This window comes from Bartonella vinsonii subsp. berkhoffii ATCC 51672 (assembly GCF_902825225.1).
GTDB classification, from domain to species: domain Bacteria; phylum Pseudomonadota; class Alphaproteobacteria; order Rhizobiales; family Rhizobiaceae; genus Bartonella; species Bartonella berkhoffii.
Genome location: NZ_CADEAK010000002.1, coordinates 104,431 through 119,973, shown reverse-complemented (window position 1 = coordinate 119,973; position 15,543 = coordinate 104,431). Strand labels below are relative to the sequence as shown.

Annotated in this window: 13 protein-coding genes; 11 read left to right on the top strand and 2 right to left on the bottom strand. The window is 42.5% G+C overall.

Annotation, left to right across the window (positions count from 1 at the left end; genetic code table 11):
* Positions 1-220: 220 nt before the first annotated feature.
* The 8 genes from J7R10_RS01495 to J7R10_RS01460 all read left to right on the top strand — a co-directional run bounded on the left by J7R10_RS01495 (position 221) and on the right by J7R10_RS01460 (position 10,818).
* Positions 221-2,443, top strand: coding sequence for a primosomal protein N' (locus J7R10_RS01495; protein WP_010705823.1), 2,223 nt, complete (start codon positions 221-223; stop codon positions 2,441-2,443).
* Between the two features lie 498 nt (positions 2,444-2,941).
* Entirely contained in the window at positions 2,942-3,526 is a 585-nt protein-coding gene (gene atpH, locus J7R10_RS01490) for an ATP synthase F1 subunit delta (RefSeq protein ID WP_010705822.1), read from the top strand.
* Positions 3,526-5,061, top strand: a complete 1,536-nt coding sequence (gene atpA, locus J7R10_RS01485) for a F0F1 ATP synthase subunit alpha (protein WP_010705821.1) — start codon at positions 3,526-3,528, stop codon at positions 5,059-5,061. Before atpH ends, atpA begins: the two co-directional genes overlap by 1 nt.
* Positions 5,062-5,081: 20 nt before the next feature.
* Positions 5,082-5,993, top strand: coding sequence for a F0F1 ATP synthase subunit gamma (locus tag J7R10_RS01480; RefSeq protein WP_010705820.1), 912 nt, complete (start codon positions 5,082-5,084; stop codon positions 5,991-5,993).
* 19 nt (positions 5,994-6,012) lie between these two features.
* A complete protein-coding gene (gene atpD, locus J7R10_RS01475) occupies positions 6,013-7,629 on the top strand; it encodes a F0F1 ATP synthase subunit beta (protein WP_010705819.1) in 1,617 nt (538 codons plus the stop codon).
* A 72-nt stretch (positions 7,630-7,701) separates the two neighbouring features.
* Positions 7,702-8,115: a F0F1 ATP synthase subunit delta/epsilon gene (locus J7R10_RS01470; protein ID WP_010705818.1), complete on the top strand. Its 414-nt coding sequence runs from the start codon at positions 7,702-7,704 to the stop codon at positions 8,113-8,115.
* A gap of 23 nt (positions 8,116-8,138) precedes the next feature.
* Entirely contained in the window at positions 8,139-9,767 is a 1,629-nt protein-coding gene (locus J7R10_RS01465; protein ID WP_208436370.1) for an MFS transporter, read from the top strand.
* A gap of 46 nt (positions 9,768-9,813) precedes the next feature.
* Positions 9,814-10,818, top strand: a complete 1,005-nt coding sequence (locus J7R10_RS01460) for an HlyD family secretion protein (RefSeq protein ID WP_010705816.1) — start codon at positions 9,814-9,816, stop codon at positions 10,816-10,818.
* A gap of 465 nt (positions 10,819-11,283) precedes the next feature.
* Here the strand turns inward: J7R10_RS01460 and J7R10_RS01455 are convergent, their stop codons facing one another.
* Positions 11,284-11,568, bottom strand: a complete 285-nt coding sequence (locus J7R10_RS01455) for a hypothetical protein (protein ID WP_010705815.1) — start codon at positions 11,566-11,568, stop codon at positions 11,284-11,286.
* A gap of 238 nt (positions 11,569-11,806) precedes the next feature.
* Here J7R10_RS01455 and ispG point away from each other — a divergent pair, with 238 nt between their 5' ends.
* Entirely contained in the window at positions 11,807-13,048 is a 1,242-nt protein-coding gene (gene ispG / locus J7R10_RS01450; protein ID WP_010705814.1) for a flavodoxin-dependent (E)-4-hydroxy-3-methylbut-2-enyl-diphosphate synthase, read from the top strand.
* Positions 13,049-13,304: 256 nt separating this feature from the next.
* Positions 13,305-13,487, top strand: coding sequence for a hypothetical protein (locus tag J7R10_RS01445; RefSeq protein ID WP_035000850.1), 183 nt, complete (start codon positions 13,305-13,307; stop codon positions 13,485-13,487).
* A 12-nt stretch (positions 13,488-13,499) separates the two neighbouring features.
* On the opposite strand, the gene J7R10_RS01440 is transcribed toward J7R10_RS01445, so the two are convergent.
* The gene (locus J7R10_RS01440) at positions 13,500-14,402 is read right to left on the bottom strand and encodes a polyprenyl synthetase family protein (RefSeq protein WP_010705813.1); all 903 of its coding nucleotides are present in this window, start codon (positions 14,400-14,402) and stop codon (positions 13,500-13,502) included.
* 380 nt (positions 14,403-14,782) lie between these two features.
* On the opposite strand from J7R10_RS01440, the gene rpmF reads away from it, so the two are divergent.
* Positions 14,783-14,962 carry a 50S ribosomal protein L32 gene (gene rpmF / locus J7R10_RS01435; protein WP_010705812.1) on the top strand — a complete coding sequence of 60 codons (180 nt, stop codon included), beginning with the start codon at positions 14,783-14,785 and terminating at the stop codon, positions 14,960-14,962.
* Positions 14,963-15,543 lie beyond the last annotated feature (581 nt).

Genomic DNA, 15,543 nt, shown 5'->3' with positions numbered 1-15,543 from the left:
TTCTATCTGTTATGGGAGAAAGGCGTTCTTTTTTGTTTGAGGGGTATGATGAAGGAATCCTTACTTGCTGGCTGTTGTTGAGAGGGATGCAATGATAAAGCACGTAAAGGCTTTTTCATAATGATTTTAGAAGAAGCGGGGCTTTAAAAGAGATGCCGTTAAAATAGACTGTAGAAGCATTGTTTGTATAAAGGGCCTGTTGTTGGTACAAAAGATAAAGATGAGATCAAAGGCGACAGAGGATGTGACAGAGAAAAAGATTGTTTCGGTTTTGGTGCCTCTTCCTGTTTCTCAGGCTTATAGTTATGAAGTTCCTCCTTTACTGGAGTGTGAAGTTGGTTGTTTTGTTCGTGTTCAGGTAATGGGGCGCCAAGTTTGTGGTTTTGTGGTGGATGTTGAAGAGCAGATCACACAAGATGGGGAAAAAGCTACAGTTGTGGCGCGTAAAAAATTACGCTCTGTCCTTCATGTTTTTGACTGTCCGCCCTTAAAGGCGGAGATGATGGCATTTTTGCGTTTTGTAAGCCGCTATACAATGACACCTTTCGGTCTTGTGGCGCGATTGGTTTTATGTGTGCCGGCTGCTTTAGAACCCGAAGCACCAATGCTGGGTTTGCGGTATCGTGGAGGAGATGTGGAGCGTCTCACACCAGCACGGTCACGGGTTTTGGAGTTGGTGCATGATGGTGGGATTTGGACCCGTTCTGGTCTGGCGCATGCGGCGGGAACTTCTGTTTCTGTTGTTGAGGGGTTGAAAGCGCTTGGGGTATTTGAAGACGTTATGGTGCCGGCTCCTGCTCTTGTGGCGTTGCCCAATCCTGATTTTTGTTCTCCTCAGTTGGAAGGAGAGCAGAGTAAGGCAGCACGACTTTTGCGAGAGGGGGTTTTGTCTTCTCAGTTTCAAGTTTTTCTGCTTGAGGGTGTTACTGGATCGGGAAAGACAGAAGTTTATTTTGAGGCGGTTGCGCAGGCACTCACAAATGGCAAGCAGGTTTTGATTTTGTTACCGGAAATTGCTTTAACACAACAATTTTTAGATCGGTTTCATGCGCGTTTTGGAGCATCTGCAGCGGAGTGGCATTCAGATTTAGCGCCGCGGCGTCGGGAACGTGTATGGCGGCAAGTTGCAGAAGGGCAGGTGCGGGTGGTGGCTGGGGCGCGTTCGGCACTTTTTCTCCCCTTTCCAGAGCTTGGCTTAATTGTGGTGGATGAAGAACATGATAGTGCTTATAAACAAGAAGAGCGCGTTTTTTATCATGCACGCGATATGGCGGTTGCACGGGGCTCTTTCGAGAATTTTCCTGTTATTTTATCTTCAGCAACCCCATCGATTGAAAGCCAAGCAAATGTTTTGTGGGGACGTTATCAACGGGTCAATTTGCCATCGCGTTTTAACGCGGCGGCACTTCCACAGTTACGGGTGGTTGATATGCGTAAAGGAGGTGTGCAAAGGGGACGCTTTATTTCCTCTGTTCTTGAAGAGGCTCTGACAAAAACTATCGAGAAGGGTGAACAGGCGCTGCTTTTTCTCAATCGACGTGGTTATGCACCTTTAACTTTGTGTCGGGTTTGTGGACATCGTTTTCAGTGTACAGATTGTTCAAGTTGGTTGGTTGAGCATCGTTTACAAGGGCAGCTTAAATGTCATCATTGTGGGTATCATCAACCAATTCCAGACGCGTGTCCTGAATGTGGGACTTTAGATCATCTCGTGGCTTGTGGACCAGGAGTGGAAAGAATTGCTGAGGAAACACAAAAACTTTTTCCACAGGCGCGATTATTGATTCTTTCAACTGATCTTAAAGGTGGGATTGGTCAGTTACGGCGTGAATTGCAAGCGATTGCCAATGGTGAGGTGGATATTATTATTGGCACGCAGCTTGTTGCTAAGGGGCACCATTTTCCTGGGTTATCTCTGGTTGGAGTGATTGATGCTGATCTTGGTTTTGCCAATGGTGATTTGCGGGCGGCGGAGCGCACTTTTCAACTCTTATCTCAGGTGACAGGAAGAGCAGGGCGTATAGGGCTAGAAAGTGTAGGATTATTGCAAACTTACCAACCTGATCATCCCGTGATACAAGCTTTGCTTTCTCAACAATGTGAGGATTTTTACACACATGAAATTGCTGCGCGGCAGCATTATCATCTTCCACCTTATGGGCGGCTTGCTTCTTTGATTGTGTCTTCAGAAAAACGCCAAGCGGCGGAACATTATGCGCGGGTGTTGCGCCAAGTGGCTCCACGGGAGAAAAATATCTCTGTCATGGGACCAGCAGAAGCACCATTGGCGCTGATTCGAGGACGTTATCGTTTTCGGCTTTTGCTACAGGGACAGCGTTGTTTTGATGTACAAGGCTTTATTCGTGCAATGCTTGCAAATGCTCCTAAAATGCCTTCTTCTGTTCGGGTGCAGATTGATATTGATCCGCAAAGTTTTCTCTGAAAATACTGCAAATATAATAAGGCAAGAGAATGGGGGGATTTGCAAGATGCTTGAAGGAAAGAATGAAAGATCTTTTTTCTGCTTTTTAAAGGGGAATAGAGATTCATTATTGTTTGCTTATTCTTTTGAAGTAATGAGGTTTTTACGTAAATGGAGCTTTTCTGATAAGCAGCATTTTTTTCTGTTGTCAGATCATTTGTAAAGCACAGATAATAGAGACTTGAAAAATCTATCAGGAAATGTCAAAAAGAGACGTAAGAAAAACTGTGGTGATAACTTGCATATCTAAAAAACTGTTTTTAAAAACATTTTGAATGTTTTATAAGAAATTTTCAGAAAGCATCGATTTGAAGTGTTGCGAGTCGATTGTGTGTATGCTAGAACTCGAAAAGTTTTTTGTCCCGAATTTTAAGGGGAAGATTCTTAAAATTCGGGGTGTCTGATTTATTTCATCTGATAATTATCAGAGAGTCGCTCAAGGGAAAGAGGCGGTATTTCGTGTCGGATTCATTTTCTCTTATACCGCTGCCATTGGTAGATCAACGCTATGCGCAAGCGCTTTTTGATTGTGTTCAAGAAGCAGGAGTCGTTGAAAAGGTTGAAAAGGTAGTGGCATCTTTTTTACTTGTCTTGGATCAAAATGAAGACTTAAAACGCTTTGTGCAGAGTCCATTCTTTTCGGTGAAAGAGCAGGTTAAAGTGATGCGTTCTGTCTTTGAGTGCATGAAGTTTGATGATAAGGGTGCCGGTCAGATTTTTGGTGATTTTTTGCGCGTTGTCGTAGTAAACCGTCGGCTTGGTGCTTTGTCTGGTATTTTACATGCTTTTCAACGCCGTGTTGCTCTTTTTCGTAGAGAAAATTCGGTACAGATTGTTTCTGCTCGTCCGTTGAGTTCTCAACAAGAACAAGAATTGCGCGTGGCTTTGGAAGGTGTCGTTGGGGGAAAAATTTTGCTATATACCCTTGTGGATCCAACAATTCTTGGTGGATTGGTCATTCGTGTGGGGTCGTCTCAGATTGATACGTCTCTTGCAACAAAATTATCTTCACTTAAGCTTGCATTGAAAAAAGAGGTCAGTTGATGGATATTAGACCATCTGAAATTTCAAAAATTCTCAAAGAGCAAATCAGAAACTTTGACCAAAAGGCTGAAGTTTCAGAGATTGGTTGGGTTTTGTCTGTAGGAGATGGTATCGCCCGCGTTTACGGTTTGGATAATGTCCAAGCAGGGGAAATGGTTTCCTTTTCAAATGGTGTGCGCGGAATGGCACTAAATTTAGAAATCGATAATGTCGGGGTGGTGATTTTCGGATCAGATCGTGATATTCGTGAAGGTGATACCGTTAAACGGTTGGGCACTATTGTTGATGTTCCTGTTGGTCCTGCACTCCTTGGCCGTGTTGTTGATGCATTGGGAAATCCTATAGACGGTAAAGGTCCTCTTAAAGAAACAGAACGTCGTCGTGTAGATGTTAAGGCGCCAGGAATTATTCCACGTCAGTCAGTGCATGAGCCAATGTCTACCGGATTGAAAGCTATTGATGCACTCATTCCTATTGGGCGTGGACAGCGTGAATTGGTGATTGGAGATCGGCAAACGGGAAAAACCGCGATTTTACTCGATACATTTTTAAATCAAAAGCCATTCCACGAAAAGGGTGCTGGAAAAGACCAAGATAAAGTTTATTGTATCTATGTTGCTATTGGTCAAAAACGTTCAACCGTGGCGCAATTTGTTAAGGTTTTGGAAGAGCGTGGTGCTCTTGAATATTCCATTATTGTCGCGGCTACCGCTTCTGATCCTGCTCCATTACAATTTATCGCACCTCTTGCGGGATGTGCAATGGGGGAATATTTCCGTGACAATGGTCAACATGCTTTGATTGGATATGATGATCTTTCCAAACAGGCGGTTGCTTATCGCCAAATGTCCCTTTTGCTGCGTCGTCCGCCTGGTCGTGAAGCTTACCCTGGTGATGTCTTCTATCTCCATTCGCGCCTTTTGGAGCGTGCTGCAAAACTTAATGCGGAAAATGGTTCTGGATCTTTGACGGCGTTGCCCGTTATTGAAACACAGGCAAATGATGTTTCTGCTTATATTCCTACCAATGTGATTTCAATTACCGATGGGCAAATTTTTCTGGAAACCAATTTGTTCTATCAAGGAATTCGTCCTGCTGTAAATGTTGGTCTTTCTGTCTCGCGTGTTGGTTCTGCTGCACAGATTAAGGCGATGAAGCAGGTTGCTGGTTCAATCAAAGGTGAATTGGCACAATATCGCGAAATGGCAGCTTTTGCGCAATTTGGTTCCGATTTGGATGCCTCAACGCAGCGTCTTTTAAATCGTGGAGCGCGTTTGACAGAATTGTTGAAGCAGCCGCAATTTTCTCCACTCAAAACGGAAGAACAGGTGGTTGTTATTTTTGCTGGTGTGAATGGTTATCTTGATTCCTTGGCGGTTTCTGATGTTTCTCGATTTGAGCAGGGGCTGTTGACTCTCTTCCGGAGTGATCACCAAGATCTTTTGAAGGCAATTGCAGATCAAAAGCAGATAACCGATGAACTTAAGGAGAAGTTGATTACTGTCCTTAAAAGTTATGCGAAGAATTTTTCGTAATGAATTGATGGAATGCTTGAATGGCCTCGTTGAAGGATCTGAGAGACCGTATCGCCTCGGTTAAGGCAACCCAGAAGATTACCAAAGCTATGCAAATGGTTGCAGCAGCAAGGTTGCACCGTGCGCAAGAGGCAGCTGAATCTGCACGCCCTTATGCTACGCGGATGGCTGCTATTTTGGCCAATGTTGCTGCTGATGTTGATGGGATTGATGCGCCCCCTCTTATGCGTGGGACTGGTCGAGATGATGTGCATCTTTTGGTGGTCTGTACCGCTGAGCGCGGATTGTGTGGTGCTTTTAATGTGCAAATTGCACGTTGTGCGCGCGAAAAGATTAAGGCACTCCTTGCGGCTGGTAAAATCGTCAAAATTTTGACTGTGGGTAAAAAGGGAGCAGATATTTTATCACGCGATTACAAAGCGTTGATGATTGATCACATTGATTTGCATTCTGTAAAACGTATTGGTTTTGCGGAAGCAGTGATGATTAGCCAGCGGGTTGTTGATTTATTCAGTGAGGGCGCATTCGATGTGTGTACGCTGCTTTACTCTGAGTTCGTTTCGGTGATCAATCAACGTCCCACCGCTTTTGGCTTGATCCCCATGATTTCTCCAAAAGAGCCTCTTGAGACAAAAGAGCTTGTTAGGAAAAATGATAAAAACGCAGATCTACAATCGATTGTTTATGAATATGAGTCTGATGCTGCTTCTCTTTTGGATACGCTTGTGCCACGCAATCTTTCTGTGCAAATCTTTCGGGCTCTGCTTGAAAATGTTGCGGGTGAAATGGGCGCAAAGATGACGGCTATGGATAATGCGTCCCGTAATGCGGGTGAAATGATTAATAAATTGACGGTGGCTTATAATCGTCAGCGTCAGGCACAAATCACGACAGAGTTGATCGAAATTATTGCGGGCGCAGAAGCGCTTTAAACGGAAAAGGTAAGAATTGATGGTAAAAGCAGTGACGTCAAGCAAGGGAGCAGAAAAAGTTACAGAAAAAAAATCATCTGCTCGTTCAGGCGTAAAAAAAGCCGCCTCAAAATCTCAAACGAGCATGAAGGACACTTCTGGTTCTGTATCTGCTTCTTCTCAAAAAGCTACGCGTGCAAGTTCTAAAGATGTGCGTGAAAAAGGCGCTGTTGGTGAGATTAAACAGGTGATTGGCGCTGTTGTTGACGTGCAGTTCGAAGGTGCATTGCCAAATATTCTCAATGCATTGGAAACAGACAATTTAGGGAATCGGTTGGTTTTAGAAGTTGCACAGCATTTGGGTGAAAATACGGTGCGCACAATTGCTATGGATACCACAGATGGATTAACGCGTGGGCAAAAGGTCTTTGATACGGGAACACAGATTTGTGTGCCTGTTGGAGAAGCAACGCTTGGTCGTATTATGAATGTGATTGGAGAGCCCGTTGATAATGTTGGACCAATTGCAACAACGAAAATGCGCTCTATTCACCAAGACGCTCCTGAATATGTGGAGCAGTCAACCGTATCAGAAATTCTTGTCACCGGGATTAAGGTCGTTGATTTGTTAGCACCTTATTCTAAGGGTGGAAAGATCGGCCTATTTGGGGGTGCTGGGGTTGGCAAAACCGTTCTCATTATGGAGCTTATCAACAATATTGCTAAAGCACATGGAGGCTATTCCGTTTTTGCTGGTGTGGGAGAACGCACCCGTGAGGGAAATGATCTTTATTATGAAATGATCGAAAGCCGCGTCAATGTGAATCCCAAAGAGAATAATGGGTCAACCGAAGAGTCGAAGTGTGCGCTCGTTTATGGGCAAATGAATGAACCACCAGGAGCGCGTGCACGTGTTGCTCTTTCCGGATTGACTATTGCAGAAAGTTTCCGTGATGAAGGGCAAGATGTCCTTTTCTTCGTCGATAATATTTTCCGTTTTACGCAAGCAGGTGCTGAAGTGTCTGCTCTGTTGGGACGTATCCCTTCTGCTGTGGGATATCAGCCAACTTTGGCAACCGATATGGGCGCTTTGCAAGAGCGTATTACCAGTACCAAAACAGGCTCTATTACTTCTGTGCAGGCTATTTATGTTCCAGCAGATGATTTGACAGATCCCGCCCCCGCAACGTCTTTTGCCCATTTGGATGCAACAACAGTTCTTTCGCGCTCTATTGCCGAAAAAGGAATCTATCCAGCGGTTGATCCGCTCGATTCTTTCTCACGTATGTTAGATCCATTGATTGTCGGTGAAGAGCATTATATGGTGGCTTGCCAAGTGCAAACCATTTTACAACGTTATAGAGCGCTACAGGATATTATTGCTATTCTTGGAATGGATGAACTTTCTGAAGATGATAAGCTGCTGGTAGGGCGAGCACGTAAAATTGAACGTTTCCTTTCTCAACCTTTCCATGTCGCGGAAGCCTTTACTGGTTCACCTGGAAAACTTGTTTCTTTAGAAGAGACAATCAAAGGCTTTAAAGGGCTTTGTGCTGGTGACTATGACGATTTGCCAGAAGCTGCTTTTTATATGGTGGGGGCAATTGATGAAGCCATTGAAAAAGGAAAGCGTCTCATTGCAGAAGCTTCTTCTTAAGAAGAAGTCTGTAACGAATGCTTGTTGTAGAAAGGACAAGAGGTCTTTGTATCGAGCTTCGTGGAGGTTACTGTGGAAAACAATAGAGTAGAGTGTTTTTTATTTGAGCTTGTGTCCCCTGAAAAACTTGTCTTTTCAGAACAAGTGGTCTCTGTTGTTCTTCCTTCAGCATCAGGGGCTCTAACAGTGATGGCACATCATGCGCCTTTGGTAGCAAGCATTGTTTTGGGGAGTGTTTGTGTTCTCACCTCTTCAGGGGAAAAGCTGTTTGCTGTTTGTGGAGGTGTTGCGAATATTACCTTTTCGGGGTGTTCACTTTTGGTAGAAAAAGTGGTTGCTGTTGAGCATCTTTCTTTTGATGCTTTGGAACAGCAGATTTTGCAGGTTCGAGCAACATTAAAAGGGGAGACAAGTGATGAGGAAAATCGTAAGGTAGAAGAGTTTTTTCATCAACTGGCGGCTGGTGCTGGGGTGATAGAGGCGTAAGAGATTATACAGGAAAAGGTGACATGAGCGGAAAAAAAAGTACGGTTATGTCTGCTAAAAAGGGAGGAAAGCCTTTTCCTCATCCAGGTCGTGTTTTTGCAGGGCCCTTGCCAAAATGTTTTGTTTATATTTTTGCCTCTCTTATTTTGCAGTGGGCTTGTGGTTTGGGAGCCAATGTTGTTCAATCTAACATTGTCCAACTTACCGGCGATTTCCATGCAACTCTGACAGAAACCACATGGTTGGTTGCTGCTTATATGGCGCCAAATGTCAGTGTTGCGATCATGTTGATCAAAATTCGCTACCAATTTGGGCTTCGTGCTTTTGCCGAATTATCAATTCTTGGTTTCGTTTTAGTTTGTGTGTTGCAACTCTTTGTGACGGATTTGCGTTCTGCACTGATTATTCGCTTTTTTGCTGGTATTGCTGCTGCACCTTTGGCTTCACTTGCGCTTCTTTATATGATGGAAGCTTTTGCACCAGCAAAAAAGTTTACTATTGCTCTGAGTTTGAATTATATGAATGCGGCTTTAGCTGTTCCTCTCTCGCGTTTAATTTCACCTGATTTATTGGAAAATGGTGGGTTTTCTAGTCTTTCCGCACTTGAAATGGGATTGGTTCTTATCAGTTTGGGCTGTATTTTTTCTCTTCCACTGACCCCTGTTGTTCGTAATAAGGTTATTCAGAAATTAGATTGGTTAAGCTACAGTTTGATTGCATTCGGTCTGGGGCTTAATGCAGTGATTATGTCTGTTGGTATATTATATTGGTGGTATGAGGCACCATGGATTGGTTGGGGACTTGCGCTTGCTGTTTCCTCTTTGGTGGTTGCGATTATTATTGAACTGAATAGAGAAAAACCGTTGATTGATTTACGCTGGCTTTTCAGTAAAGAAATGCTCCAATCTGTTCTCATTTTATTTGTTTTTCACGTATTCTTATTGGAGCGATCAAATTTAGCAGCAGGCTTTTTTAGCCTTTTTGGTTTGTTGAATCGTGAGATGGCTCCCATGTATCTTGCAGTTATAGGGGGTGTCCTTTTGGGGGGAGCCGTTTGTGTCCTTTGTTTACGTGAGGGACGTGAGGATTATTTTTATCTGTTATCTTTGGGTTGTTTGGCGCTTGGGGCTTATTTAGATAGTTATGTCAATCATTTAACACGCCCGCAAGATATGATGTTGAGTCAAGGGTTGGTGGGTTTTAGTTACGCGCTTTTTTTACCTCCTGCTCTGTCGAAGGGGTTTGTGATAGCCGGTGCGCGAGGACCGCGCTATGTTTTGAGTTTTATTGCTGTTTTTCTGCTGACACAAGTTACAGGCGGATTGATGGGGTCAGCTTTTTTTGGCAGCCTGCAGTTCTTTTTTGCTCATAAAAACTTTGAGTCCTTAACACAAAATATTGTTGTTGCGGATCCGATTATTTCAGGAGAGGTTAATACCTTATTTTCGCCCTCTTACGGTGTTTCCTTTCCTCATCTGCTGGGAAAAGAGCAAGATGCATCTAAATTGATTGAAAAGTTTAAGTTAACAGCAAATATTTTTGCTTATGGTGATGTTTTTCGACTTTATTTTTATATTGCAATGGGTGTATTTGCTGTTTTCCTTGTCAAAATATTTGTCAAGTCATGCTCTTTGCGTGGATGCAAAAAGTAGGGTAATGCCATGATAGGGTAGTGCCATAAAAGAGAGGGATGCAAAAATGATAAAATTACTCCGGTCAAAAGCGACGCTTATTGCATTCTTTTCTGGGATTACTGGTGTTTTGTTGATTTTATGGGCTTGGAAACTTCCTCCCTTTGTTAGTACCATACAAATAACCGATAATGCTTCCATTAAAGGGAATGTGATCTTGGTGAGTTCACGGACCTCTGGGGTGATTTCACGCATTTATGTGCAAGATTATCAACGCGTTGAAAAGGGAATGCTTCTTTTTGAACTCGATGATTCTCTCTTTCGTCAACAGTTTGCAAGGGCACAGGCTGTTCTGGATGCCAAAAATGCAAAACTTGAAAGCATTGTCTTTCAGGATAAGCTTTTGCAGGGAGAAATTAATGCAGCAGAAGCAGAATTGGCGCGGTCGCGTGCATTCTCCAATCTTCTTCCTGAAAGCAAAAAGCTCGGTTTTGGTGATACTGGCAATACCGTTTCTCGTCCTCTTTCCCAATTGTTGGCTGCACTTGAAACAAAACGGCAATTGCAAAAACAATTAGATCTTGAACGAAAAAATTTAGAGTCAGAGGTTGCAGAAGCAAAGATTGGTGTTGAATTGGCGAAGCTCAATTTGGAGCATACGAAGATTTTATCTCCTAGAACAGGAACTGTTGGATTGGTTGGTGCACGAGTAGGACAGTATGTTTTGCCTGGTACGCAATTGGTGTCGGTCATTTCTAATGATGTTTGGGTTATCGCCAATTATAAGGAAACACAGCTTTCTCAAATGCGTGTGGGACAACCGGTTATTTTCTCTGTTGATGCGTTGGATAATAAAAAACTAACAGGGCGTGTGGTACGTTTCGCTCCTGCGACAGGTTCAGAATTTTCTCTCTTAAAAACAGATACAACAATTGGAAATTTCATTAAAATTGCGCAACGTATTTCGGTGCGTATTGCTTTAGATCCTGGACAAGAGGGGATTGAAAAACTTATTCCTGGAATGTCCGTCGTCACCTATGTGGATACTTCACAGCGCGCTTCTGGAGGTTAGATTTTGGGCTTTTTAACTTTGATTTTTATCCCCTTTAATTATAGTAAGTGGGCTTTCACTTTAGAAGATTTTGTTTGGTATATTATGCTTCATCTCTTTAAATTCTTATCTGCTGTGCTGTAAAATATTGTCCTTTAGGATCTTTAGAGGCATCTTAAAGGCAGTGTTTTTTTGTATCCACTCTATGCAGAAATGTAAAGTTGAAGAGGAGATGCATGGACTGAATTTGTCTTATGTGCTTGTGAAGTCAATTCACTCAGGAATGTGTGGAATCCACGGGGAGAAGCCAATTGGTCATCAGATTGGTATTAAATATTCTCATCTTTTAGAATGGGAAGGAGATCTATTTTAGACAAAATGATGATGGTGTTTTGTTACGCTGTTTAAAGCTATAGAAAAATGCCCGCTTTGAGTCGGTCATTAAGAGGCTGGGCGGGATTAAAAGTCTGATTGTTGGTTGCGTTGTTAATTTTTTCCCATTAGCAAGAAGCTTGCTAAAAGGATGCTTGCGGTTAATGCAATGGTTTTTTTAGGATTTTCTTTGGCTTTTTTCTTCCATTGTGTAGCATGTTCATTAAGGTGGTAAAGTGCATGCTGGCTTTTTTGTTTCCATGTGTCAAACATATCAGAAATGGTCTCAAAGCTGCTGTTATTGGAAAGCCATAGGCTCGCGGAGCTCAGTTTATTTTTTAATTGTGCAATAGATTTTTTAATTTTAGCATTTTTGGAATGGGTCGAAAATAGACACATCTGTTGACTCCTTCATATTTTATAATGTTTTACGACAGTTGAAATGATGTTCAGGGTTTTTGTATAACGGCTTTATGATAGAAAGGTTGCGTTGATTGCGTTGCTTGTTGGCATGTGAGAGCAGGCGAAAGTTTTGGCACAATGAGGCATTTTCTTTTATTCCTTTTTAAAATTGTACTATGACGGGTGTTGCCGTAATGATGATCAAGAGCGCTTTTTTTGAAAATTTGAGGATTTGATGAGTACAACCTATTCTTTCTCTAAACCTCTTGAGCGCCGCCGGTCTGTTGCGGTTGCAGTTGGTGATGTGGTGGTGGGTGGTTCGAGCCCGATCGTTGTGCAGTCAATGACAAATACTGACACTGCTGATGTTGATGCAACGGTTGCCCAAGTTGCTGCTCTTTGGCAAGCAGGTTCGCAATTGGTTCGGATTACCGTTGATCGTGACGAAGCTGCTGCTGCTGTGCCAAAAATACGAGAACGTTTGGAGCGGTTAGGCTTGTTTGTACCCTTGATAGGGGACTTTCATTATATTGGTCACAAGCTCTTATCAGATCATCCTTCTTGTGCTGAGGCGCTTGCAAAATATCGCATTAATCCTGGAAATGTTGGTTTTGGTGTGAAAAAGGATCGGCAATTTGCAGAAATTATCGAAATTGCCTGTCGGTATCGAAAACCTATTCGCATTGGTGTGAATTGGGGTTCTCTTGATAATGTATTATTGACACGGCTTATGGATGAAAATGCACAACAGGAAAATCCCTTATCTGTTGTTGAGGTTATGCGGGAAACTGTTGTTCAGTCGGCTTTGCATTCCGCTACTTTCGCTGAAGAGTTGGGTTTGGGACGTGATCGCATTATTCTTTCTGCTAAAGTGAGTGATGTTCAAGATCTCATTGCTGTTTATTGCTCTTTAGCAGAGCGTTGTGATTATGCACTCCATTTGGGATTGACAGAAGCAGGGATGGGAACAAAGGGGGTGGTTGCTTCTTCCGTGGCTTTGGGAATTTTGTTACAGCAAGGAATTGGCGATACAATTCGTATTTCATTAACACCTGAACCCGGTGGAGATCGGACACGAGAAGTGAGGGTGGGGCAAGAACTTTTGCAAGTGATGGGGTTTCGGCAATTCTTGCCCGTTGTGGCCGCTTGTCCTGGATGTGGACGTACAACTTCCACAGTGTTTCAGCAATTGGCAGAAAAAATTGAAATGGATTTATACAAAAATATGCCCCTCTGGCGTGAAAAATACCCGGGGGTTGAAAGTTTAAAGGTTGCAGTGATGGGGTGTATCGTCAATGGACCGGGAGAATCAAAACATGCCGATATTGGAATTTCATTGCCTGGAATGGGGGAAAGTCCAGCAGCACCTGTTTTTATTGAGGGACAAAAGGTAAAGACTTTGCGTGGTAATCATATTGCAGAGGAATTTGAAGCTCTTTTAAGTGACTATATTCATAAACGCTTTGGAAAAGAGTGAAACAAAATCGCTGTTTATCATTAGCATGCTGTTGATTTATCATGAGAACTCCTCGTTTTTCATGTTTGAATTATAACGCCGAATAGACGAAGATTGTCTTATCTTGAATCCTTTAAAATCACTTGCTTGCACGCCATAAACGGAGTTTTTGTGGGAGGTAAAACACTGAAAAAGAAGTAAATGACCTCTCATGGTCTCCCTTCATGCAAGGGTTGCTGTAACATTGAGCGCTAGAAAATGAAATGATGGTGGCAGCTTGTTTCTTCACAAAGGTCAGATGGTGATGGGCAATGGTTTTACGGTTATAGAAGGCTTTGGTTATAGCATTCGTGGGCGCCATCGTGAGATGGGCTTTTGTACCTTAAGAAAAGTACATGTATGGGAACAGAAAAAAGCTTTTGTTTTGCAAATCCTTCTGCTGGTGTTTTGCTGTTGGTAAAACAGGGAGCTGTTAATTTTTGCGCGTTGCACTAAAATGGGCTGCTTGGTGGAGTGGTTTTGCTTTTTCACCAAATGGGCGTAGCAGTGATTCTGCTTTAGCAATCAGTTCGTCTCGTTTTTTTTGCGTTTCTTGAATGCCATAAAGACGAACAAAGGTCGCTTTTTGAGCCGTTTCATCTTTACCAGCAGTTTTGCCTAAAACTTCACTGTTGGCGGTCACATCCAGAAGATCATCTGTTAATTGAAAGGCTAAACCAAGATATGTTCCAAAAGCAGCAAGTTTTTCCATTAATTCTTGAGGTGCATTGCCTATGATTGCTCCTGCTTGGCAGGCAAAGCTTATAAGGGCGGCTGTTTTCATGCGTTGGAGAGTCATAATATTGATGCTCTCTTGCGGTGTTTTTTCTGCTTCAATGTCAAGCATTTGACCGCCTATCATACCACCAAGTCCTGCGGATTGCGCAAGAGCTGTCATCAGTTTTATTCTCGTTTCAAAGGGGAGTGCGCAAGCTTTATGGGCAATGATTTCAAAGGCAAATGTCAAAAGAGCATTGCCCGCTAGAATTGCTGTTGCTTCATCAAATGCTTTGTGGACGGTGGGTTTTCCACGACGAAGGGTGTCGTTATCCATGGCGGGGAGATCATCATGAATGAGTGAGTAACAGTGTACACATTCTAAGGCACAGGCTACATCAAGAGAGTGTTCAGGAGGGATATCAAAAAGTGCTCCACTTTGAATGACCAAAAAAGGACGTAAGCGTTTTCCACCATTCAAGACACCATAACGCATGGCTTTGAGGAGAATCTCAGGGCGGGCAATTTCACCACTTTCGATTTTGTTGCTTAATAACGCATCAAGTCGCTTTTCAACGCTACGACCATGTTGTGCAAGAAGGGTGGTAAATGCGTGCATTCTTGCTTCCTTTATTTTTGCAAAATGAGGGAAAAAGAGAAAAGTGTCGTTTTTTCTTCTTTTAAACAATCTGCGTCGTTTTTTATTAAAAAATCAATTTCTTTTTTGACCTTTAAAACATACTGTATGCGGGCACTATCTTAAAGCCAAATAAAAAATGATGTGAAAGTTTCATTAAAAGCTTTTCATCAAAGTATAAAATAGTCGGTTTTGATAATAACTTTATCATGTTTGTATTTTTTCATGAAGGTGCGGTCATTTTGACATTGCCTCTTCTTTCTTATCAGTGTATAAGGCTGCTAGATTTTCTGATGTTATGGAAAGGCTGTATCATTTTTGATACTGCCTGTTCTTTTTTAGTGGATTTGGAGTGTCTCTTTATGGCTGTACCTAAACGAAAAACCTCTCCATCAAAGCGAGGTATGCGCCGTTCGGCTGATGCCCTTAAGGCGCCGACTTATATCGAGGATAAAAATTCTGGTGAATTGCGTCGTCCCCATCATATCGATTTGAAGACTGGGATGTATCGCGGGCGTCAGATTTTACCTGCTAAAGATTGAGATTCTTCTCTCTATTAGTGGTAAGGTTTATTTGATTCCACAAGTAAGTTATATTCATGACCATGGGTGTGCTGTTCGATATTCTTTTCAATGAGGATTCGAAAAGAAAGGTTTTCTTTTTGGTCATGCGGTGAATTTTATGGCTTCTTTGTTTTCTTAAGTGATCATTTGAAGCGTTATGCATGCGTTTTTTTTAATCCGTGTACTGGGAGGATAGTAAGAGCTTTCTTTCTCTTCTCGCTTGTTAGAGAGCTTCTTTTTATTATCTGATAAAGGACTTAAAGGATTTTTGTGCGCTATGGCGTGTGCTGAGGGAGTGTGGTGAAAGCTCCCGCCTCGATAGGCTCTGGGGGTGTATTTCTCTCCATCACGCATATGCATTGAGAGTTCCAAAAGGGCAATCGGAATATCAATTTTACTATGAGATGTAAGGCTGTGATACCAGTTATATCATGCTCATTCCACCAACAATAAAGTATTGAATCACAACGCTTGGCAGGCTTCCAACTTCTTTTGTCACGAAAAATATGTGAATCATAAAACAAAACCAGCAGAGCGCTGGTTTTGTTGTGATAAAAATA